The sequence below is a fragment of the Geodermatophilus sp. SYSU D01186 genome (assembly GCF_054050215.1).
Genome location: NZ_JBJGYW010000012.1, coordinates 41,589 through 64,347, shown reverse-complemented (window position 1 = coordinate 64,347; position 22,759 = coordinate 41,589). Strand labels below are relative to the sequence as shown.

Genomic DNA, 22,759 nt, shown 5'->3' with positions numbered 1-22,759 from the left:
CCGGTCAGCCCTCCTCGAGACGGGCTCGACCCACTCGCTGGGTTCTCACCCGGACGTCAGCGGACGACGGACGCCATCTCGACCAGCCGGCACAGGGCGTTGACCTGACGCAGCTGCTCCGGCGTCCGGATGGCGGCGTCCAGCAGCTCCTCGCTCATCACGACCACGGCCAGCGCCTTGGCGCGGGACACCGCCACGTTGAGCCGGTGCAGGTCGTAGAGGAACGAGACGCCGCGGGGAGCGTCCTCGGCCGACGTCGACGTCATCGAGTAGACGACGACCGGCGCCTCCTGGCCCTGGAACTTGTCCACGGTGCCGACCCGCGCGCCGTCCGGCAGCAGGCTGCGGATGCGGGCGACCTGGTTGTTGTACGGCGCGACCACCAGCACGTCGTCCGCACCGATGACCGACCGCTCCCCCGCCGCGTCGACCCAGCCGACGCCCTGCAGCGACCGCCACAGCTCGGCCACCGCACGGGCCTCGTCGTCCGAAGCCGCCGCGGCCGCGCGGGTGTGCTCCACGAACCGGACGGCGAGGCCGCTGGCCCAGCCGTCGACCGCGATCCGCTCGCGGTCGGCCGCGGACTCCAGCCGGCCCTCGTACGCGAGGTCGGAGACGAAGGCGGTCAGCGCCGGGTGCATCCGGTAGGTGCGGTCGAGGAAGACGCCGTGGTCCTCCGGCACGGTCGGGTGCCCCTCGAGCAGGTGCTCGAGCGCCGAGAGCCCCGACTCCCCCGGGTGCACGGCCTGCGTCGGCTGCGCCAGCTGCTGCGGGTCGCCGAGCAGCACCAGCGACTTCCCGGCACGCGCCACGGCGACCGCGTTGGCCAGCGAGAACTGCCCGGCCTCGTCGATCACGAGCACGTCGACCGCCTCGGCCAGATCCGGACGCGTCCAGAACCACGACGTCCCGCCGACCAGGTTCGCCGTCCCGTCGAGCAGCCGGGAAGCCACGTCGGCGGAGTCCTTAGACCACTCCACACCCGGCGCTCCGCAGGCCTGGTGCTCCTCGCACTTCTGCAGCGCCGGCCGGCCGACGGCCTGCAGCACGTTGCCGATCACCGCGTGGGACTGCGCCGTGACGCCCACCTTCTTGCCGGCGTCCAGCAGTGCCCGGATCAGCCGCGACGCCGCCCGCGTCTTCCCGCTCCCGGGCGGCCCCTGCACGGCGAGCACCTGCCCGTCCAGCGCCAGCCCGAGCCGGACGACGGCGTCCCCGGCCTCCTCCCCCGGCAGCCGCCGGCAGTCGGCCGGGACGACGCGGTCGAGCAGCACCTGCCCGAGACACGGCCGGCCGGCGAGGACGTCGTCCGCCGTGGCGACGATCGCCGCGCGCATCTGCTTGTCGTCGAGCGGTCCCTCCGGGCCCAGCCCGCGGACGGCGCCCGGCTGCTTGGTGCTCTTGACGACGATCCGCCCGCCGACGGCGTCGAGCTCGCGCACCTCGCCGATGCGGGCCTGGGTGTCGACGTCGAAGGCCGGCTTGCCGACGGAGAGCTTGGCATCCTGCGGCGGGAAGGTGAACTCGTAGAGCTTGCTGCGCTTGTCGGTGCCGATCTCGGCGGCGACGGAGAGCCCGCCGAGCGCGGTGCGGTCCTCGACGAGCTGCTCGTCCTCGAGGTCGCCGCGGCTGAAGAACTCCCACCAGCCGGGCCGGGCCTCGCGCCGGTGCCACTGCACGAGGTCGCCGAGCAGGTCGTGGCCCTTGGTCTGCAGCTGGTCGACCAGCGCCAGCTCCGCGACCTCGGCGTCCGACTGCGGCTTCGGCGCGTCGATGTCGGACAGCACCGGGCGCGGCAGCTCGCCGTGCTCGGCCTCCAGCTCGGCGCGCTGGGTCTCCAGCCAGTCGTGCAGCTCGCGGGTGGAGTCGACGTCGTCGCGGTTGTAGTCGTGGATGGCCTGCAGGCGGGCGGGGTCGCGGTCGATCAGCCACTTCTCGTACTCGACGACGCTGGACATCGCGTCGGCGACGTCGCCGGTGTGCTCGCGTCCGTAGAAGGCCTCGACCTTCTTGATCGAGTAGGACTCCTTGCTGATCCGCATCGACTGGCGGACGACGGGATAGAGGTCGACGAACCGCTCGGCGCGCAGGAGCTGGTCGAGCTCGGCCTCGCGGACGCCGTACCGGCCGGTGAGCCGCTTGAGCGCGCTGACCTCGTAGGCGGCGTAGTGGTAGACGTGCATCCCGGGGTCTTGTTGCCAGCTTTCGATGACCCGGTCGATCAGCTCCTCGACCATGCGGCGCTCCTCGGCGGCGTCGTGCGCCCAGAGGGCGGTGAAGCGGCCCTGCCGGTCGCCGAGGCCGGCGAGGTACTCCAGGCCCTGGCCGTCGCCGGAGAGCGGGTCGCCCTCGAAGTCGAGGTAGAGGTCGCCGGGGCTGGGCGCGGGGAGCCTCGAGAGCCCCTGGGCGGGGTTGGGCTGGAGCAAGGTGCGGGTCGGGGCCTGGGCCTGGCGGCCGCGGAGCTGCTCACGGGCCTGGTCGCGCAGGCGCTCCCGGGTGCCCTTCGTGATGCCCGTGGCCTTCAGGACGTCGTCTGTGGCGTTCGCGAGCTGCTCGAGCGTGGTGACGCCGACGCCGATGAGGGCGGCGCGCTGGTCGCGGCGCATGCCGGCGACGAGGCTGAGGTCGTCGCCGGTGCGCAGCTCGTCCTCGCACCGCGCCTTCCAGGAGCACTGGCCGCAGTGGGCGATGGGCACGGGGCCGGTGCTGCCCGGGTTGACAACGAAACCCTCGAGCCGGGCGCGGGCGCGGCGGGCGTAGGCGGCGACGTCGACCAGCCGCCACGGCCGGGACTCGCCGTCGCCGGTGACGACGCAGATGCGCTCGGGCTCGCGGCCTTGAAGGGTGGCGAGCCGGTCGGCGTAGGTGGCCATCTGCAGCAGCGCCGGCACCTTGACGCGGCGAGCGAGCTTGGCGTCGGCGACCTCGTAGGACCAGTCGCCGAGGTCGGACGGCGTGGCCGTCTTCAGGAGGAAGTCGGCCTGGCCGCCCCAGGTGCCGTCGAACAGCGTCGCCTGGTGGATGACGTCGACGCCGGCGCGCATCGCCTCCAGCGTGGCCGCCTCGCTGCGGCTCTGGTGGAGGCGGACGACCTCGAGGCCCTGCTCCTCCAGCGACTCCAGGTAGCGCAGCTCGTGGGCGATGCCGAGGTCGGCGACGAGCACGGTCTGATCGCTCACGCCTTCGGCGAGCGGCTGCAGGGTGCCGCCGGCCACCGCGAGGTTCAGCGCGGTGAGGTGGTGGCACTCCTGGTGCCGGGTCAGGTCACTGGGGCTGAGGACCAGCCGCCCGTCGAGGCGGTACACGGCTCAGCCCTCCGTCAAGCGGACGGCGGCGGGCAGGGATGAGTGCGGCAACGTTCCCCCGTGGTGCAGCGTGCAGAGCCCCACGGAGGCTGTCACGTTCACCGACGCCGGCGAAGCCTCCACGCCGAGGGCCGCTGAGCTCATCCCGCCGAGCACGTGACCAGAAAGTGCGTGGCGCTTCGTACGATACGCGGCTGCGCCCTTGTCCACGACGATGTCTACAGGGCCGCCCTGGACACGTGGGTCATGCGCCGCAAGTGACGGGAGAGGCCGCTCTTCTTCCCGGCATGGCCTCTGCGGCGCGGTACGGAGGTGTGCGACCCGTCATTGACGAAGCTGCCGGAATGGACGGCACGACATGGGGAAGCCCACCCACGCCAACACTCCTCAACGGAGACGAGCACATCACTGGCGCCGGTGCAGCGGTACGGGACTTCTGGGCCTGGAGCATGTCGGACCTACGAGCCAACACCGTGCGGTCTGTGCTGGCCGAGTTGCTCGTGGCTCGCGCTGTTGGCGCCGCCAGCAGACCGCGCATCGAGTGGGACGCCTACGACGTGCTGACCCCGGAGGGCATCCGGCTGGAAGTCAAGTCCGGCGCCTACCTGCAAGCGTGGGAGCAGTCCCGCCTGTCGACCGTGGTGTTCGGCGGGCTCAGCGCACGCACGTGGTCGTCGACGGACGGCTACAGCGCGGCCACTTCCTACAACGCCGATGCATACGTCTTCGCCGTCCACACCAGCATCGACCACGACCGGTATGACGCACTCGACGCCGGGCAGTGGTCCTTCTGGGTGCTGCCGCAGCATGTCGTGGCCAGCACGGGGCAGCGCAGCATGCGTCTGTCCCGCGTCGAGGCTCTGGCCGGGGCTGGCATCCCCTACGCCGACCTCGCGGAGCGGATACGTGAGGTCGTCGCAGGGGTAGAGGGACCTGAGGCGATGAGCGGAAGAGGCCAGCAGTGACACGGCGGGTGACTCAATGGGCGGAGGTGCCCCGAACCCCTGCCTTGTACGCGATGTACGGAGGCGAAACGGAGCGCGCCTGGGTGGCCTACATGGGTATCGCCGGGAACCTCAACAGTCGTCTGGTTCAGCACTTCGTGCGACGGGACAGCAGCGTCGTGACCGGCACCTCGGCGGTGGGCGTCAACATCGAGCACGTTCGCTACGTCCAGTGGTGGGAGAGCGATCTACTCGTCGACGACATCGGCAGGCACGCCGCCGAGTTGATCGCCTTCGAGGTGCTCGACCCGGCGCTGCGCAGCCGTGGCGTTCCTCGGAAGGAGGCCTTGGAGCTGCGCGAGGAAGCGGTGTTCCGCCACTCCGTCGAGCAGATGCTCCACGACCCACCTGCTGGCCGCCTGGTCTTGCCTCGGTTGATCGACGTCTCTACGCGCATCACCGATCTCGAACTTCGAGTTGCTCGGGTCGAGAAGCTGCTCGCGGCCACGAGGGACTAACTTCGCTGCAACGGCACGGACTCTGTAGCAGACCGCGGCACCCGTGTCCGTTGCACAGCCTCAGGACGCGGTGCCGCATAGTGGCCAGCCGTGGCACTGACCGACGCTCAACAGGTTCTCGAGCGGTTGTCTTCGCTCCGCCAGCACCAACAGGACGGCCGGCGGTCCCCGCACAAGCCCCTTCTGGTCCTCCTGGCGCTGGGCCGCTTGGCAGCCACAGGGACGAGCAATCTGCCCTGGTCGGAGGCTGAGGAGAAGCTCGCCGACCTCATCGAGGAGTTCGGCCCGACGTCCAAGACGGGCCGGGCTCAGACCGCCGCGTATCCCTTCACCCGGCTACGCGCCGACGGGGTCTGGCAGCTGGATCGCGACGTTCCCATGGACAACGTCGGCCCGCTGCGCCGGGGCGTGACCGGGCGATTCGAGGCATCGCTGGAAGCAGCCTTACGAGACCGTCCGGAGCTCCTCGCCGAGGCCGCACGCGGACTGGTCGAGAGTCACTTCCCGGGGACGGTGGCACCCGACGTCCTGGTGGCGGTCGGCCTGGATCCGGAGTTGCGTGAAGGCGGCGGGCTCACCCGTGGCACGAGCCCCGCTGAGCGACGACGGAGCGGCACGTGGCCGGCCGCCGTCATCGAGGCGTGGGACCGGCAGTGCGCGTTCTGCGGCTTCGACGGCGCTGCCGGCGGCGGCGTTGTCGGCATCGAGGCGGCGCACGTCCGCTGGTTCAAGCTGGGCGGCCCGGACGACCTCGACAACGGGCTCGCCCTCTGCTCCCTGCACCACAAGCTGTTCGACCGCGGGATGCTCGGCCTTGACGACAACTTCGCCGTGGTCGTCTCCCGCCGCTTTTCGGCCCGGACGCCGCAGGGCCGGACCGTGTACGAGCTGCACGGGCACCGCTTGCGGCCCCGTCCGGGAACTGCTCTCCCGGCGGAGCGACACGTTGTGTGGCACCGGGAGCAGGTCTTCCAGGGCGCGGCACTCGCCGGCTGAACTGGCTGGGGCCGTTCAGGCCGCAGTGGACTGATCAGCAGAGGCGCGATGACGGATGACGACCCTGGACGCGTCGGACGGAAAGTAGGTAGCCCGGCGCTTCGCCAGGCGCGCGAGCTCCCAGTTCCACGGCACACGGGCCGACTTCTGCTTGTTGTGCCAGCGGCACAGGGCCTGCCCGTTCTCGATGGCGGTGACTCCACCACGGCTGTGCGGGTGGACGTGATCCGCCTGCAGACTCTCGGTCTCCCGACACCGCCCATACAGCCATGAGTGCTGTTCGCACCGGTTGCCAGCCCGCGCCAGGATCTCGGCCCTGTCGGGCCGGGAGAACCGGCGCTGCGGATCCCGCGGGCGGCCTCCGTGGATCACCGCACGAGCAGCACGGACAGCGGCGGCGAGAGCCGAGACCACGACGAGCCCCAGGAGCCACTGGGTCGCGATGAGTTCTCCGAGGACCTCGCCGAGCACTCCCGTGAAGAAGTCGGATGGCTCCATGCTCACAGCGCCCACGTCGCCTCCGCTCTGAGCTGGGTTCACGTTGGCGCTGTCGACCAAAGGGGTGCCGAGCTTGAGCGTCGCCCCGAAACCGAAAGGCACCTGTCCCTCACCCGAGCGTCGGATGCACCAGATCGAGACCGCCCGGTTACGTTCGGCTCATGGGGGACGCGCCCACTGGGCTGTACGAGCATCTGGTCACTGATCGGCTCACCAAGGACCTGTCCGCAGCGGACCCCGAGCTCGTCCAGCTGGGCACGCTCGACCCTGCAGATGCGCACGAGTCCCTGACCCGTCACATCACCGAGCTCGCCAGCCGGGCGCTGCGTGCAGCCGGCGGAGGCGACGCATCGGCCATCAGTCGGCAGGTCGAGCTGGCCAACCGGATCGTCGCGGCCATCAGCGACTTGTCGCCGGATGTGGCCGGCATGGACGACGCCGTCGCGGATCCAGCCCGCACTCTCCTGGCGATCGCCCCGCCGAACGGCGTCCCTGGGCCCGCGTCGTTCCCCGAGCGACCGGCGGTTCCACTCTCCTCGAGCGCACTGCTGGTCAACGGCCGTGGCCAGCCGCGCATTGGTTACGAGGTCACTCGGGAGCTGGCGTCGGCGGATCGGGTCGACCTGTTGTGCGCCTTCATCAAGTGGCACGGGCTGCGCGTCCTCGAAGACGCTCTCACCGACCTCCGCGAGCGCGGTGTCCGCCTGCGCGTCATCACCACCACGTACATGGGCGCGACCGACCAGCGCGCCCTCGACCGGCTCGTCGACCTCGGCGCCGAGGTCAAGGTCTCCTACGAGACACGGACGACGCGGCTGCACGCCAAGGCGTGGCTGTTCCACCGACACACGGGCATGTCGACGGCCTACGTTGGCAGCTCGAACCTCTCCCGGACGGCGCTCATCGACGGCCTCGAGTGGAACGTGCGGCTGTCCAACGTCGAGCAGTCCCACCTCCTGACGACCTTCGCCGAGACGTTCGACAGCTACTGGGCGGACCCGTCCTTCGAGACCTACGACCCGATCAGGGACGGCGACCGGCTGCGCCAGGCCATCGCTGCTGAGCGCGGCGGCCCGAGCGACCTGCCCATCGAGATCGCGACCCTCGACGTCCGCCCGTTCGGTTACCAGCAGGAGATCCTCGACGAGCTCCACGCCGAGCGTGAGATCCACGACCGCTGGCGCAACCTCGTCGTGATGGCGACCGGTACTGGCAAGACGGTCGTCTCCGCGCTGGACTTCCGGCGCCTGCGCGAGAGCGGCACGGTCGACCGACTTCTGTTCGTCGCCCACCGCGAAGAGCTGCTGACCCAGAGCCTGTCCACGTTCCGGCACGTGTTGCGGCAGGGCGACTTCGGCGAGCTGTTCGTCGGTGGCCAGCAGCCCCGCGAGTGGCGGCACGTCTTCGGGTCGGTGCAGTCGCTGACGCAACTCGACCTGGCCCAGCTCGACCCGCGCCACTTCGACATGGTGATCGTCGACGAGTTCCACCACGCCGAGGCGGCCACCTACCGTCGACTGTTGGAGCACCTACAGCCGAAGGTCCTGCTGGGCCTGACGGCGACGCCGGAGCGCACCGACGGTGCCGATGTCCGGCGCTGGTTCGGCGGCCGGACGGCGGTCGAACTTCGGCTGTGGGAGGCGCTGGAGCAGGGGCTGCTCTCGCCGTTCCAGTACTTCGGCATCCACGACGACGTGGCCCTCGACCAGCTGCGGTGGCGACGCGGCCGAGGGTATGACGTCGGCGAGCTGACCAACGTCTACACCGGCAACGACAAGCGCGTCCGGCTGGTCCTGCAGGCGGTCCATGACAAGGTGGCGGACCCGCGGCAGATGCGCGCCCTCGGCTTCTGCGTGAGCATCCAGCACGCGCAGTACATGGCTGAGCGCTTCAGCGCTGCGGGCATCCCGAGTGTGGCGGTCACCTCGACGACGTCCCGTGAAGAACGGGCAGCTGCGCTGACGGCCCTCCGGGATCGCACGGTGAACGTCCTCTTCACGGTCGACCTGTTCAACGAGGGCCTCGACGTCCCGGCAGTCGACACCGTGCTCTTCCTGCGGCCGACCGAGAGCGCGACCGTCTTCCTGCAGCAGTTGGGCCGCGGGCTGCGCCTGTCGGAGGACAAGGCCTGCCTGACCGTGCTCGACTTCATCGGCGCACAGCACCAGGACTTCCGTTTCGATATACGCTTCCGGGCCCTGACCGGAAGCTCCCGTCGCGGTGTGCAGCGCGATGTCGAGGCGGGTTTTCCCACCCTGCCGGCCGGGTGCCACATCGAGCTGGACCGGGTGGCACAGGAGATCGTGCTGGCAAACATCAAGCAGTCGCTCGCCGTGTCGTGGAAGGGACTCGTCGCCGAGGCCACGCGAGAGCGGACGCCGACTCTCAGCGCGTTCCTGGAGGAGACTGGCGTCGAACTGGAGGACCTCTACCGCACGAGGGGCCGGAGCTGGCGGGACCTGCAGCGAGCAGCCGGCCACGTACAGGACACTCCCGGGTCCGACGACCGCCGGCTCGCCGGTGCCTTCGCCCGCATGCTGCACATCGACGATCCCGAGCGCCTCCGCTTCATCCGCGACGTCGCCAGCTCTGGCGCCGGCGACATGGCCGATGACGTCCGCACCCGTCGCCTCGCGGCAATGCTGCACTTCTCGCTGTTCGGCCAGCAGGAGCGGTTCAGCTCGATAGAAGCCAGCCTCGAGCGGTTCCTGGCCAATCCCGGCCGAGCCGACGAGTTGGCTCAGCTGAGCGAGGTGTTGGCGGACCGACTACAGCGCGTGACCCCCAGCCTGGCTGCGGCCACCTCACGGCCCCTTCACCTGCACGCCCGCTACACGCAGGTGGAGGCGCTCGCGGCGTTCGGCAGGGAGTCTCTAGCCAATGCCTTTGGCGCCGGCGTCTGGTGGATCCCTGAGGAGAACGCCGACCTCTTCTTCGTGACGCTCCAGAAGACTGAGTCGCACTATTCGCCGACAACGATGTACGCCGACCACGCGATCTCACCCACGCTCTTCCAGTGGGAGTCGCAGAACACCACCCGACCTGAGACCGGCGTTGGCGGGCGCTACATCAACCACCGAGAACTCGGAAGCTCGGTTCACCTTTTCCTGCGCGAGACGAAGGCCGCAGACGGCAACCTCGGCGCACCGCCGTACCTCTACGCCGGGCCGATGACCTACCTGTCGCACACCGGTGCGAGGCCAATGCGGATCCATTGGCGACTCGACCACGCCCTCCCCGCGGATGTGTTCCACGCCGCCAAGGTGGCCTAGGTACTCCGCGGCTGCACACGGTTCCACAGCTCGTGTTTGACCAGTGGGAGAAGGAGCTTCTGCCGAGCGATCCCGCTCTCACCTTGTCGTGTGTCACGGTCTAGGACACATGAATGTTCGCCCCTCACGAGGCGGTAGAGCACCCTGCCGGCCGACTTCACCACCCAGAGATGGGGCATGTCGCGAGGCGTGGTCAGGCAGCACCCACGCGACAGGCAGACTGCAAGACGTGACTACCGATCCACGCCAGCGCGGAATCGGCGCAACCTGGTTCATGCCCGCGAGTAACGGGGAGCCTCTGCTCATCGACCTCCCCGGCGCCAACCTCGACTTCGCCGTCACGACTCGAGACAACCTCCCGGAGTTGGACGAGAAGTGGAACGTGCCGGGGACGTACGTGCTCGTGGACCCCGTCGATGCCGACGGCTGTGCCGGGGTCTACGTCGGCAAGGCGCCAGGCGGGCTGACCACTCGCGTTCGGCAACACGTCCGCGCTCGCGAGAGCTGGCGCCGCGCGCTACTCATCCGCAGGCCGTACCAGGGGTTCAACAGCGCGGAGGTCGGGTGGCTCGAAGGACGTCTCTACGACGTCCTCGATTCGGCCAGCCGGGTCACCCTCGGGAACGGCAATCGACCGAGCGACGAGACCCTCCCGCAGTGGCAGCGCCAGCAACTGGAGGCAATCATCGCCCCCGTCCTCGGCGTGCTCCGCGTGCTCGGCCTCGACCCGGACACTCCCGATCAGCGACTGCAGCTCTCGGTGGCGCAACCTGGTAGGCGCGCACGCTACGGGGACACCCTCATGGACCTCATCGGGGCTGGACTTGTGAGGGACGGAAGCGTTCTCCATCCAACGACCTCGTCATACGAGGCCAGTGCGATGGTGGAGGTCGACGGCGCGGTGACCGTTCGCGGTGAACGCCATGAGTCGCTGTCCTCCGCGGGCAGGGCCGTGGCGGGGCACAACGTCAACGGCTGGGAGTTCTGGGGGCTCCTGTCCGGGAGCGGCGAACTGGTACCCATGAGCGTCCTGCGGAGTGCGCCCGCCGTCGGCGGCGCGGAGCCGGAAACCGCGCCTGCCCCGGTGGACTCCTCGAACGACGCCTCCGGATCGCCCCCCGCCCGTGTCCATGGACCGACCCAGACCCACGCCTCCGTGGACGTCTTCGCCTTGCTGCGAGCGTCCCTGTTGTCGGCCGGCGATGTGCTCGTGGTCCGCTACAAGGGCACCGACTACCGGGCCACCGTCAAGAGCAACGGCTACCTGTCCCTCGGCGGACGGGACTACCCCAGCCCCACTGCCGCAGCAGTCGCCATCACAGGCGGCAACGTCAATGGCTGGCGGTTCTGGAAGGTCACCTCTGGGGAGACGCTCGGGTCCCTGCGAGATCGACTCCCCAGCCCTGAGCGAGCCCTACGCCCTGTGCAGGATGGCTGACACCCAGGCGCTCCGGGCTCGCCTCCACGAACTCGAGTTCCAGCCGGCGCAACCGCCGGTCCGCCGGATGGCGCCAGCTACGGGCAAACGGGGGGAATTGAACTCTCCACCCCTAGCTTTCGCAGCAACTCCACCCCCTCGGGGAACGGGCGGTTCTGTGGTCCGTGCCGCATGGGCGCGGCATGGACGAACCCGCCTTGAGACGCGAGAGCCCGCGGACCCATCAACCCGGTGAGCCGGAAGTGGCGCCACCGGGTTCCTTGTCCCATGGATTCGACGACGAGCAGATCGGGTCGGCTCCAAGCGACTAGCGCCCACGGTCCCGAATCGCTCGTAGCCCAGGCCCCGACCACGGGTTCGGTCTCGGCCGCCCCGACTGCCTGCAGGGCGACCTGCGCGGGATTGCCGAATCGACCGGTGACGTGCAGAACCGTCCTGCCATGACGATGGACGCTGCGCCCGCGTTCACCGATTGCGTGGACTGCCTCGGCGATGGGATCGGCCTGGACGAGATCATCGGCTACCTGCAGGATCGCGGCCGTCTGCACGGCCGTGCCGAACGCTTGGTCGAGCAGGATGGAGTACTCCTCGACGTATGCGGCGGTGGCCTCCGGCAGGAGATGACCGACCGCGGTGGCCGCCTTGTTGAAGGCGACGGTGTGCGCCGTGACGGCGGCTCGGGGGATGTGCATCCGCAGCACGGCCAGAGCCACCCCCGCGAGACTGCCTACCTGCGGCTCAATCCGTTGCGGCAGATCGTCGCGGTCCAGCACCGCGGTGGCCCTCGCTAGCAGGGGCACCCAAGTCAGGTCCGTGCGCGGCCATGCACCGGCCGCGACGGTCCACACGGTTAGACGGACGACCAGCATGCGCTCTGCCGGCCCAAGAGCGGCGGCCGCCTCGACCAACCGCTCGATCCAGCGTCGATACCGGCGGCGCACCTCGACCGGAGCATGCTCCAGATCGGGCAAGTGAGGTCGGGAGGGCTCGCCCTCATCCGCGATCTCCGCCGTCTCGGCGTCATCGTCTTCGAGGGCCGCTTCGTCGTCGTCGGTGAGTTGCTCGTCCCAGGAGACTCGCAGCAGATCCTGGAAGGGCACGGCGCCGCCCCCAGGAGGAACTGGCAGCCCAAGGGCGAAACGCATCAGTGGCTGACCGACGCGGCCGGCACACTCGTCGAGGTACCGCTCCCACCCGTCGTCGTCGGCGTCCAGGGACGCGGCTGCCCCGAGGTGCCCAACAGAGCCGGCAGCGGCTGCGGTGGGCGCTCCCGGACCGAGGCCGGTGCGCAGCGTCTGCAGGTCACTGAAGAACCGCTCGGCCAGCCGCGGGTCTTCGAAGAGGTCGCTTGGCTGGGTCGTCGGCGTCCGGGGGCTATGGAGTCCCACCCGGCGGAGGACCGCATCGGCGTCCACCACGAAGACGACGTTGCTGTACTGCGGCACCCCGGCCGCGCTCACGACCAGGCGCAGCCGGCTGCCCGCATCGGCGGGCACGGTGGTGGTGTGCGATTCCGCGCCCGCGGGAATCTCCGCGACCCGCTCCCATGATTCCGGCGGAGCAGCGGCAGCGGACAGCTCGAGGGTCGCGGCGGTGGCGAGGGGTGCCGCCAGCTGCACCTCCAACCCCTCCGGGACACGGAGTGCACCGAGCAGCAGTGGCCCTTCCTGCCGCTGGGGCCGGGGCATCGCCGGCACCGCCCGCAGCCCAGCGACCGGTTGATCGTTCCCCGCGGGCAGCAGACTGACCGGGACGGGCGCGATGAGGCCGAGCTCGCAGTTGCCGCCTTGCGGCTGCGACAGGAGCAGGGCTGCTGCGGAGATGTTGGCGCTGCCGGTGAGGGCCCATCGCCGCCCGTCGGTGGTCCACTCCACAAGTTTGCCGTGCCGGTAGCGCTCCTCGTCGTCGCGCACGATTCGGCCGCCACGCTCCTCGACGAGCGCGGCCACGGCCGGTCCGTTCAGGTCCGTGAGTGCCGGCTGGTAGGCGACCGTGAGGCGACGCGGCTGGAGGCGGTCGACCAGCCGCCGCAGCGCGGCGGCCTGCGGGTCGTGGAACGGGGCGAAGACGTTGAGCTCGTCCACCGGTCCTTCCGGCAGTTGGTCCACGATGGGCGCGCGCAAGCTACTCACCAGGCGGACCGAATCGGCGGTGGGTCTGCCCGAGGCGGTGAGGTTCGACAGCAACCCGGAGACACGCTCCAGTGCCTGCGGCACCCCCGGCGAGAGCCGCACCTCGGCGGGGAGCCCGCGGAGCCAGTCCACCACGTCGGGGAGGCAGGCCGGATGCGAGTCGGGCGTGGCCCGCAACACCGTCCACAGTTCGGCGTTGGCCTGCCAGCCCGCCAACGTCGTGTTGCCGGATCCCAGCGCGATCGTCGCCCGGTCGGGGCCGACGAGGACGACGAGCTTCGGATGGAAGGCGCCCGAGGATCGCGCCAGCCCGGCCAGGTAGCTGCGGCCCGCCCGCCGTACGGCCCGCGGATCGTTCTGCGACATCGTCACGTCACCGACGACGGTCGCCCGCGCTCCGGTCGCCTGCGCGACGCCCAACACGGTGGATTCGAAGAAGCCGAGGTCGGCCGTGAAGCTCAGCAGCAGGATCTCCTGGAGGCCGCCCACCCCCTTGCGCTCCTCCTGGAGCAGCAGGCTCAGTGGGGACGCCAGGCCGCTCGGTGCGTCGTCCTGGGCGTCCGCCTCAGCCAACGAGCACCTGCCCTGGCGCCGTTACGGCCCACTGGGCCGCCTCGTCGTCGAACTGCAGGACACCCGCACTGGCCAGGACCGAACCGAGCTGGTCGAGGCGCAACCCGACGTCCCCGCGCCCTTCCTGGCTGGTTCGGAACAGAAACCCACCGCGCTCGTGCAGCCGGGTGGGCAACCACATCGAACCGTCACTGCGCCGGCGAGCCTTTGACAGCGCGACACGCCGGGACCGGGCGAGCAGGTCGAACGTAAGGCGACGCGCAAAGTCCTGGAGCTGCTGCGGCTTCGCCTCGTCCAGGCGCCGGCTGACCCATTCCGGCCCCAGCTCGATTCCGCGCTGGCCGAGGAAGGCGTCTCGAACCCGGCCTTCCAGCTCGTCGACCCGCCGAGAGCTGGCCGCCAACACGCGCAGTTCGGCAAGCGGGACCGAGTCACCGGACGCCCTCAGCGCCGCCTCGGCGGGAACTGGAGAGCCGCCGCCATCCTGGGTAGCCGGCAACGTGTCGAGGAACGCCTGCACCGTTCCGGTGGGCAGCTCGGCGGCGAGGCGTTCCGCAAGGTCCTCGGCAGCCATGAATCCGTCCACCTGACCAACCAGCCACGACCACAGCCGCCGCCATGCTCCGACCGCGTAGTTGCGCAGTACCACGCCGCGCCACACCGCCGCCGTCTCCACGTCGGAGGTCACCGGATCCGCAGTGAGGAAGGGGCCGAACGCCAGCACCTGTCCCACGTCACGGGTGAAGGAAGTGACCGCGTGCGTGCTGACGATGCGGGCCAGCAGCCGCACGGTCTGCCGTCGTGCCTCCGCCCGCGAGTCCGGCTCCCGATCTCCGCCGTCGGCACACATCAGCCCCGCCAACCAGCGACCGTCCGGCTGGTCCCCGCCACGGCACACGCAGAGCCGTTCGGCGACTGCCGTCAGGTCGGCCACGTGCAGCGACTCCTGAGCGGCCAGCTCGAGAACTTCCCCCAGGCCCTGCCGAACAGCCTCCACGTCGAGGCGGGGACCGGGGGTGGGCCGTGGGCCGGGACTCAGAATGCCGAGAGTTGTCTCTGATCCCGCGTACGGCCCCCAGAAGCCCCACGCGCTCTGGACGTACCCGCTGCCCCCGTAACGCGAGGCGTCATCCAGTTCCACGTCTCCGGCCTGCAGCCGGCGCGCGAGCGCGTCGACGCCGTGTGCCCGGGGGAGCCAGCCGATGTCCTCCTGGGAGTGGTGAGCGAAAGAAACGGTCGCCATCACGACTTCGGCCCGGCGCAGCAGGTCCTGAGTAGCCGGCACCGTGAGATCCCGTACTTCCGCCTCCGCGGCGATAAGTCCGTGCAGCGCGTAGTAGCGACCGTGCGGAGTCACCGCAGTGACGCCCGGTACGAGGTGATCGACCATCCGCATCACGTGGCGCTCGACGGAGAGCGGATACCTGCCGGCCGCGACGTCGAGCCCCGGGCGGCTCCACGACGGCCCGTCGAGTAGTCCATCGGATGCGGTATCGACCACCATGCGGACCGGTTCCCCTTCCGTACACCTGTGCACCAGTGCACCTGACGGACTGGACGAGCCTAACGAATGCTTGTCCAGGCTTGAGCATTCTCGCCTTATTCACCCAGAAGGCCGCCTGAGGGAGATTGCGCTTCAGCTCCTAAACGCGGTCGGGGCAGTCGAGCGCGTTGAGGATCCGTGCGAGATCGCCCGTCATAACGCCGTCCAGACAATTCCGCATATGCGCCGCTGATCCTTAGCGGAAAGTAGAGCCAGGCGAGTCCGAACATCAGGCAGCCGGGTCCTCATCGGAGCCCTCTGTCAGTTGTCGAGGCTGCATGCTCTTCGTGGTCATGTACGCGAGAGCCCGCACCTGACGACCTCACGCTTGCGGCGTAGGTCTTTCAGCCGTGGCGAGCTGCCGTCACTCAGCGGCTCCAGTCGGTTGAGCTCGGCAGCCAGCTCCGCCTCCAAGGCGACGACGTGGTACCAGAGCATGGCGTCGACCGACAGATCCAGCAGCTGGCGGGCACGGGCGGCGGAGATGCGGGCTGTCAGGTCGACGACGATCTGCTCGAGCGGCGCGTCACCGGCACCGCCGGCTGCAGCCGCGCCCGTGGCCACCGCGGCTCCGGTTGAGGCCAGCCCGCCCAGCAACGCGATGCCGCCCACCATCCCACCAGGCCCGAAGGTGGCGAGAGCGCTCGTGATCGCTGCCGCCCCTGCTAACCCGGCCGGCGCTGCCAAAGCGATGCCCAGCGGCCCCGCCACCAGCAACGCGACGCCGCCGAGGCCGAAGGCGATCCGCGACCAAGGAACTCCGGAGCTGTCTTCGAGCACCCCCCTGACTTCCTGGATCGCCTTGCCGATCGTCGTCCCGCTCTCCGGCTGGATGCCGATCTCGATCGTCATGTCGCGCAGTGCAGCAGTGGGTGCCTTGCCGGCATTGATGTCGTACGGCTGGACGAGGTTGGACAGCGCGCACAGAACCAGGGGATCGATCGCGTCGTCCAGGTCCCAGTCCCGACGCGAACGTGGGGGCGTGCCGTTACCGAGGCTCTCGACGATCGGCGGTACCGGGCGCCCCTCGTTGACCAGCATCAGCTTGAGTCGGTTCGCCATGTCCTCCTGAACCAGCTGAAGCGCTTGCCCGTAGCGCTCGGCCGTCTTGCGATCATCGATCAGGCGTCGAACGTGGTGCGCGAAGGCCAGGAAGAAGATCGCCTGTTCGACCGGCGCGGGGATCCGTAGTTCGACGCTGCGCTCGACCGGCACGAGACCCGTCTCCTGAGAACCGTGCATCGCCTCCCCGATGAGGATCCGCACGGAGGGGTGCTCGAAGTACGCCTTGGCGTAGTGACGCGGCCCGACTGCCACGACGAAGTCCTGGGCAGCGGGGAACGTGCCGGCAAGGCCGCGTCCCGCTGTCACGACGTCGCCGCGACCGTAGACGTTCGCCCAGTCCTCGACGATGCCGTACGGGAATCGCTTGAGGAGCCTCTCGCACTTCTCGTGGATGAAGGCCGAGCCAGCTGGACTTCCGAGAGTGATCAGGCGCCGAACTCGTAGAGAGGGCGGCAAGTGGTCGAGGAGATCGATCGCCACCACGGAACCCAGGCTGTGCCCGACGATCACGATGTCGCCCTCAGCCGGGAGCGTCTCGAGGACGCGGCGCAGGATCGCGCCCCGAAGTCCTTCGTTGTCGATGTACCTGTCGACCTGGCCGAGCTGGCCGACCTGCAAGTCGACGACGGCCCTCTGCATTACGTCGACGACGACTTCCGGCACTGCCTCGAGTCCTGCCGTCCAGGCGTCGGGGTCGTGCCCGACGAGCCGGCTGACCCGTGCCTGCCGGCGCTTATAGTCTCGCCTGCGAGCGTCCTCGTCCTTCGCCGAGTACGTGCGGGCGGGCAGAGAAGCCCGGACCCCGTCGGTCTCGAGCAGGTCGCTGTACCGCGGCGCGACCGTCTGCGACTTCTCGAGCGGGTCGTATCCCGCCTCGACGAGGCCGCGGTTGAGCTCCTTGAGCCAGGACCCCTGCGGATCGCCGTTGCCAACTCCGTGCAGGAAGACGAGCACCGCAGACAACCAACAACTCCTTCGCTCAAGATGCTTTACCGCCGCCGCAGACTGCCACGAGTTTCTGACGCGGCGGAACCGCCACGCGCCGTTACAAGGCCCGGTAGGCCCCCACACGGGCGTGGTCGGACCCGGCGGTCGTTTGCGACTACCGGTCGAGCCGGTCAGCTGGAGCGCGCCGCAGCTCATCCGGCAGCGCTTTCGCATGCACGACCGCAAGCGAGCGATTGGCTCGAGTGAGGCTCGTGTACAGGAGTCCGTGCCGTCCCAGGTTCTTGCGGAAGTCAGCTGGTTCAACGACGACGACGGCGTCGAACTCCAAACCCCGCGCGTCATCGGCTGAAAGCACTCGCACCGTCAGCCGCCCGTCCGAGTACTCGTCGCTGCCCGCGGTGCGAGCCCTCCATCCTTGCGCTGCGAATGCCGCCCGCAGCGGAATCGCCTCCACGCCGATGACAGCAGCCGTCCCGCCAGCGTGGTCGCTGGCCAGCTTGGACGCCGCTGCGACAACGGCCGTCGGCATGTCCGCGGACCGGACCTTCCACGTGACCGGGCGACTGCCCTCTTCCTGCACAGCCATGCCGTGGCGCTCGTGTCGTGGCAGCAAGTGGCCAGCGAACTTGTGGATCGCTGTCGTCGAGCGGAAGACGCTCTTGTAGTCCTCGATATGCGTGTCCACGGCAAGATCCAAGAACTCGAGGCTCTGCTGCCACGACATGCTGCTGTGGTCCGAGCGGCGCTGGTTCATGTCACCGACGAGAGTCCAGCCAGCATCAGCACGGACGAGCAACCGCAGGATGCGCCACTCGATCGGGCGCATGTCTTGAGCTTCGTCGACGATCACGTGGCCCGGGGACTCGAACCGGTGCATCCCTGAGGCCAGCGCACAGTACGCGATCAGAGGCGACAGGCGTTCCGAGCGCAAGGCGACGCCCCAGTCCGGCAAGGACCGCAGATACGCATGCCAGTCAGGCGGCGCGAGATGCACGTTGCGACTCAGCCGGTCGTAGATGAGTCTGCCCGCCTCTGTCCTGGACTTCGCCGTCTCCAACCGCCCGCGCCTGCGTAGGGAAGCCGCGACAGCGTCGACCAACGTGCAGAGCTCAAAGTCGAAATCCCGATAGGTCGCAGAGTGGCCACTCTCGGGATCTAGCCCGTCGTTCAGCTCGGGGACGATCCTTCTGAAGATGTCGCGGAGACTGCGCACGATGACACCGCCGTCGGGAACGAGTGCGCGTACCGCCTTCGACGTGTGCCGCACGTAGTAGTTCGTGGGGCCCAGCAGCAGCACCTTGCCGTTGATGGCCTCGCCCTCCCGCTCAGGGTGCACGAGGAAGGCCGCGCGGTGAACCGCGACGATCGTCTTCCCGGCACCGGGGTGCCCCTGCACCACGAGGGGCACCCCCGCATCCCACTTGACGAGGTCGTGCTGACGAGGCTGGAGGGTTGCGAGGACCTGGCGAAGCTCGGTCCGTCGCGGTTGAGCGAGTGTCCTGAGCAGCACTTCCCTGTGCCGCAAGGCCACTGCATCGGGAACGCGGGTGCCGCTGCCTCCCTCATCTGCATTCTGTCCAGCGGCAGCCGGTTCTGGGACGGTCGCGCGCTGCGGGGGTTGGTGGCTTGGCTTCACCGGTTGCGGCGAAGGCGCCGAGTCTTGCCGAGAGCCCCCAGCCGGAGCACTAGCCGACTGACTTCGCGCTGGCGGCCGTGGCACAGCGAGCGTCGCTTTTCGGTCGAAGGCTGTCTCTCCTGCGCCCTTATCCCGCCGCTCGTCGTCGTACCCGACGATGTCATCGCCACGAGGAGTGAAGATCCGCGTGATCTGCACTTCGCCGATCAAGTCGGTACCGGGGCCATGGCCGTAGAACGCGTCGGCTGCCGGGGCCGCCCAACTGACGACCACGAAGTCTCGTTCCCGGGCGTACCACTGCCCGACGTAGATGCTGTCCGTTCCCAGGAGCGGATCGGGGGCACTCAGGCCCATCCGTCCGACGAAGGGTTGGGGCACCGGGCGGTCCAGTTGCACCACGCCCTTGCGGCCCCTGGCGGGTCCAGACACACGAGGCTTAGCGACCCTGACCGCTCGGTTGGCCTTGTCTGTCAGGGTCTGCACGTACCGCTTGTTGCGCGCCCGCTCGTCAGCCAGGACAGCTGGGTCCTGCGGGCTCACTCGCACACCTCGACGACGCAGATGGCCAGCGGGGACACCGTCACGTCCGGGGCCCCGGTCTTGTCGAGGTCGTTGAGCGTCTGGCGGTGCGCCTCTTCTCGGCGCGCCAGCTGGCTGTCGAAGAGCTTCACGCCCCGCGTCTTGCCGCGCTCGAGGGCGGTCCGCCGGCGGGCTCGGATCGAGGCGCGCGCCCGCTCGTGCTGGTCTTCGAGGAGAATCCGCCGAGACTCGATGAGCGCGGCGATCGCGCTCCTCCGCTTCTCGTTCTCGCGGAGCATCCGGTCGTCCATGAGTCCTTGGAGAACGTCCACACACTTTTCGAGCGCTGGGGGCACCGGCTGCGTCCCCTCCTGCAGCTCCCCCGTCGCCAGGCGGGCCAGGAGGACATCGACGTACTGCTCCCCGACGAGGCGGCCGTCAGTGCCCACGGCCGTGCCCCAGATCTCCTGGCCAGCGCGTGGTGCCTCCCAGCGCGCGACCGCGAGCTGGACGACGAAGGTCCCGGGCTGCAGCTCCCCTCGGGCCGGCACGCGCATGGCCGCGAAGCGGGCCTGACGTTGCTCGGGCACGTTGGCGGCCGCCAGGACGAGCGAGTGCCGTGCCGAGAGCAGGTCCATCGTCTGACTTGTCCGCGCGGTCTCCTGATCCAGGACGAGGTGCAGCTCCTCCTCGTTCCGCAGAGCGCGTTCGTAACGGGCGGCTTCGTCCCGGCTCAGTCGTTCCTCGGCCACCAGCCGATTCAGCCGGTCGGCCATGTCGCGGTTGCCTCGGAGGCGTAAGCCCGCGCCCCCGTCGACCACCACTGGCGGCGACGCTTGGCACAGGGAGGCCCAGTCTTCAAGGAGGTGCAGCAGCTCAGCGGCACCGACGTACCGCCCGGAGGCCACGAGGTCGCGTTCCAGGCCCGCGACATCGTCAGTGGACGCCCCGAGCAGGAACGGTGTGGCCGTCGCGAGGCCTTCGAGACTGCTCCGCTGCTCCTCGATGGCGGCCAGTGCACGGTCCGCTTTGGCCGCTCGTTGGGCGTCGCTGAGATCGAAGTCGAACACGACGTCCTGAAGTGCCTTCAGGTGGTCTGTCACGATCGGCTCGAGAGCCCCGATGCTGCCTTCGAAGACGCCGATCCTGGCGAGGAGCCGTTGCTTGATGCGGTCGTCGAGAGCCGCCGGGCACCAGACGTTGAGGATGGAGATCTGCTCCTCCGGCTGACCGATTCGATCGATGCGTCCGATCCGCTGTTCGACCTCCATCGGGTTCCACGGCAGGTCGTAGTTCACGATCACCGAGCAGAATTCGAAGTCCAGTCCCTCGCTGGCCACCTTGTTGGCGAGGACGAGGTCGTAGTGGCCATCACGGAATTCCGCCATGACCTGGTTTCGGCGATCACGGTCGATGCCACCGTGGAGGACAGCCACTCGGCACCGGTCCCGGAGGCGCCTCTCCAGGTACGCGAGGGTCGGACGCGAGAAGGTGAAAAGCAACGCCCGGCGACCCGAGTCGATGACCTCCAAGAGCTTTGGGACGACGGCGTCGAACTTGCTGTCGACGCCGTCGATCGCTTCGGCGGCGTGCACGAGCTCGATGTGCGGCCTGAGCATCGGAGGTGTGGACGCCGATGGCAGGCTGGTCGAGTCCTCGTCGGCGAGGACCTCTTCGGTGCTCCACCGCAACACCGCGTTCCGAGCGGCGGGCAAGCAAGCAGATGCCAGACGCAAGGGCATCTGCATCGCGAAGCCGGCGGGTTGACCGGCGGCCGCCGCGCGATTGCGGCACCAGGTGACGTACTCGTCGTAAAACCGAGATTCGGCCGGCGTCCATGCGACTTGAGTGTCCATGGCCTTCCGCACCGCCTTCTTCTCATCGACCTCCACCCGCCGTGTGCGGGTGAAGACCGAGGAGAGGACGTTCAGCTCGGAGAGGTAGCGCCGTGCCTGCACGATGTCACGAGCGCTGAGGTTGTCCCGCCCGACGATGTCCCGCAAGGACTCGAACTCGACTCGCTTGACCAGCGGGCGTCCCATGGCCAGCGACCGCATCTCGTCCAGCACGCGCACGCGATCGACGCCAGCGACATCAGGGGCGGCGAGGAGGCTGCCCACGCGGTTGAGGACGACGTTCGGCTGCAGCTGGAGCTCTAGAGAGCCCGCGTCCCCGAAGTCGCCTGGCGCGAGCAATTCCAAGAGGTTGTACAGATCTTCATTGCGCAAGTTGATGGGAGTCGCAGTCAGCAGTACGAGGGCCTCGGCCCACTCGCTCAGCAGCGAGCCGGCTTGGTGGGACGCCGTGCTGGCGTTCCTCATGTTGTGCGCCTCGTCGACGATGGCGAGGCTCAATGGGCCGACCAGATCGGCTAGCTCCTCCATCGACTGCCACATGCGAAATCGCTCGAGGCTCACGACGTAGGCGAATCGGCGAGGCAGGCGGTTTTCCCGCGCCCGCTGCTCGAACTCGGTGGCCACTGCGCCTGAGAGCTCGATCAGCTGGAATCCGAACCGGTCCTCCATCTCGCGACGCCACTTAGCGATCAGCGATGCAGGGCAGACGACAAGAACCCGATCTGCGGACTTGCGCGCCTCGAGCTCCGTCCAAACGAGACCAGCTTCGATGGTCTTGCCGAGGCCGACCTCATCAGCGATGAGGATGCGCGACTTGCCCGACTCCAGCATGCGGATGACTGGGCGGAACTGGTAAGCGCGAAAGATGGTTCGTGTCGCGCGGAACGAGAACAGGGTGTCCGTGAAAGCCCCGGCTAGCTTTTCCCGAGTCAGCGTTGCGCTCAGTCGGCGGGCAGTGTCCGGCGCCTGCTTGATCCAGTCGAACACCGTGTCACTGGATTGAAGCTCGGCAAGCATGTCTTCGCCGTAGGCGACCTGACGTCCGTCGACACGAAGGTCGTAGATCCACTTTCCAGCGTTGAATCGGCGGCCCCGTATGGGATGGTCTCGACCGGTACTGACCACCATGACGTCGTCGTTGACCCCGAACTTCGGGGCAGGCACATCGGTTCCGAGCGACCACAGGTGGTCCAACCACGCCTCCGCGTCACGCAGTGCGTGGTCATCGGGAAGCGCATCTGCGTGGACGTGCTGGCTGGTCCCGGGCGGCGCTCCACGAGAGACGATCAAGCTCCTGGTCTCCGCTCCCCCCGAGAACCAGTAGACGCCTTCGGGAAGCTCAACATCGGCCTGACCGAGATGGCGGACTTGCCCGAAGAGATCGCGCTGCTCCAACCGAGGCGGCCCGACGAACAAGGCTTCGAGGCCGGGGACCAGGGCGGCGAGCTCCGCCGCATCCTGCGCTTCAGGGTGGTACCCGTAGCTCATCTTGACCTGCTCCGCCGTATACCCGAAC

At 69.0% G+C, this 22,759-nt stretch carries 12 protein-coding genes; 5 read left to right on the top strand and 7 right to left on the bottom strand.

Features of this window, described 5'->3' with window-relative positions:
• Nucleotides 1-56: 56 nt before the first annotated feature.
• Nucleotides 57-3,305, bottom strand: coding sequence for a TM0106 family RecB-like putative nuclease (locus ACI784_RS11065; protein WP_457013496.1), 3,249 nt, complete (start codon nucleotides 3,303-3,305; stop codon nucleotides 57-59).
• Between the two features lie 482 nt (nucleotides 3,306-3,787).
• Between ACI784_RS11065 and ACI784_RS11060 the strand changes: the two genes are divergently transcribed.
• From ACI784_RS11060 to ACI784_RS11050, 3 genes are all read left to right on the top strand, one after another.
• A complete protein-coding gene (locus tag ACI784_RS11060) occupies nucleotides 3,788-4,270 on the top strand; it encodes a hypothetical protein (RefSeq protein WP_457013495.1) in 483 nt (160 codons plus the stop codon).
• A 53-nt stretch (nucleotides 4,271-4,323) separates the two neighbouring features.
• Nucleotides 4,324-4,767, top strand: a complete 444-nt coding sequence (locus ACI784_RS11055; protein ID WP_457013494.1) for a hypothetical protein — start codon at nucleotides 4,324-4,326, stop codon at nucleotides 4,765-4,767.
• A gap of 90 nt (nucleotides 4,768-4,857) precedes the next feature.
• Nucleotides 4,858-5,763, top strand: coding sequence for a phosphorothioated DNA-binding restriction endonuclease (locus tag ACI784_RS11050; protein WP_457013493.1), 906 nt, complete (start codon nucleotides 4,858-4,860; stop codon nucleotides 5,761-5,763).
• A 15-nt stretch (nucleotides 5,764-5,778) separates the two neighbouring features.
• Here the strand turns inward: ACI784_RS11050 and ACI784_RS11045 are convergent, their stop codons facing one another.
• Nucleotides 5,779-6,363 (bottom strand): HNH endonuclease, encoded by a 585-nt coding sequence (locus ACI784_RS11045; RefSeq protein WP_457013492.1) that lies wholly within the window; start codon nucleotides 6,361-6,363, stop codon nucleotides 5,779-5,781.
• 59 nt (nucleotides 6,364-6,422) lie between these two features.
• Here ACI784_RS11045 and ACI784_RS11040 point away from each other — a divergent pair, with 59 nt between their 5' ends.
• Together ACI784_RS11040 and ACI784_RS11035 are read left to right on the top strand one after the other, a co-directional pair.
• Nucleotides 6,423-9,533, top strand: coding sequence for a DUF3427 domain-containing protein (locus ACI784_RS11040; RefSeq protein ID WP_457013491.1), 3,111 nt, complete (start codon nucleotides 6,423-6,425; stop codon nucleotides 9,531-9,533).
• Nucleotides 9,534-9,762: 229 nt separating this feature from the next.
• Complete coding sequence (locus ACI784_RS11035; RefSeq protein WP_457013490.1) at nucleotides 9,763-10,971, top strand: restriction system modified-DNA reader domain-containing protein; 1,209 nt, start codon at nucleotides 9,763-9,765, stop codon at nucleotides 10,969-10,971.
• A gap of 77 nt (nucleotides 10,972-11,048) precedes the next feature.
• On the opposite strand, the gene ACI784_RS11030 is transcribed toward ACI784_RS11035, so the two are convergent.
• From ACI784_RS11030 to ACI784_RS11010, 5 genes are all read right to left on the bottom strand, one after another.
• Nucleotides 11,049-13,676 carry a hypothetical protein gene (locus tag ACI784_RS11030; protein WP_457013489.1) on the bottom strand — a complete coding sequence of 876 codons (2,628 nt, stop codon included), beginning with the start codon at nucleotides 13,674-13,676 and terminating at the stop codon, nucleotides 11,049-11,051.
• Complete coding sequence (locus tag ACI784_RS11025) at nucleotides 13,669-15,180, bottom strand: hypothetical protein (RefSeq protein WP_457013488.1); 1,512 nt, start codon at nucleotides 15,178-15,180, stop codon at nucleotides 13,669-13,671. The genes ACI784_RS11030 and ACI784_RS11025 overlap by 8 nt, the downstream gene beginning before the upstream one ends.
• 330 nt (nucleotides 15,181-15,510) lie before the next feature.
• Nucleotides 15,511-17,238, bottom strand: coding sequence for a hypothetical protein (locus tag ACI784_RS11020; protein WP_457013487.1), 1,728 nt, complete (start codon nucleotides 17,236-17,238; stop codon nucleotides 15,511-15,513).
• A gap of 148 nt (nucleotides 17,239-17,386) precedes the next feature.
• The gene (locus ACI784_RS11015; protein ID WP_457013486.1) at nucleotides 17,387-19,408 is read right to left on the bottom strand and encodes a UvrD-helicase domain-containing protein; all 2,022 of its coding nucleotides are present in this window, start codon (nucleotides 19,406-19,408) and stop codon (nucleotides 17,387-17,389) included.
• Nucleotides 19,405-22,731 carry a DEAD/DEAH box helicase gene (locus tag ACI784_RS11010; RefSeq protein ID WP_457013485.1) on the bottom strand — a complete coding sequence of 1,109 codons (3,327 nt, stop codon included), beginning with the start codon at nucleotides 22,729-22,731 and terminating at the stop codon, nucleotides 19,405-19,407. Before ACI784_RS11010 ends, ACI784_RS11015 begins: the two co-directional genes overlap by 4 nt.
• Nucleotides 22,732-22,759: the final 28 nt, after the last annotated feature.

What these genes read in the sequence shown, in the direction of transcription:
- ACI784_RS11055 (WP_457013494.1), top strand. Translation starts at nt 4,324, where the DNA reads ATGTACGGAGGCGAAACGGAGCGCGCCTGGGTGGCCTACATGGGTATC.
- ACI784_RS11040 (WP_457013491.1), top strand. Translation starts at nt 6,423, where the DNA reads ATGGGGGACGCGCCCACTGGGCTGTACGAGCATCTGGTCACTGATCGG.
- ACI784_RS11025 (WP_457013488.1), bottom strand. Translation starts at nt 15,180, where the DNA reads ATGGTGGTCGATACCGCATCCGATGGACTACTCGACGGGCCGTCGTGG.
- ACI784_RS11010 (WP_457013485.1), bottom strand. Translation starts at nt 22,731, where the DNA reads ATGAGCTACGGGTACCACCCTGAAGCGCAGGATGCGGCGGAGCTCGCC.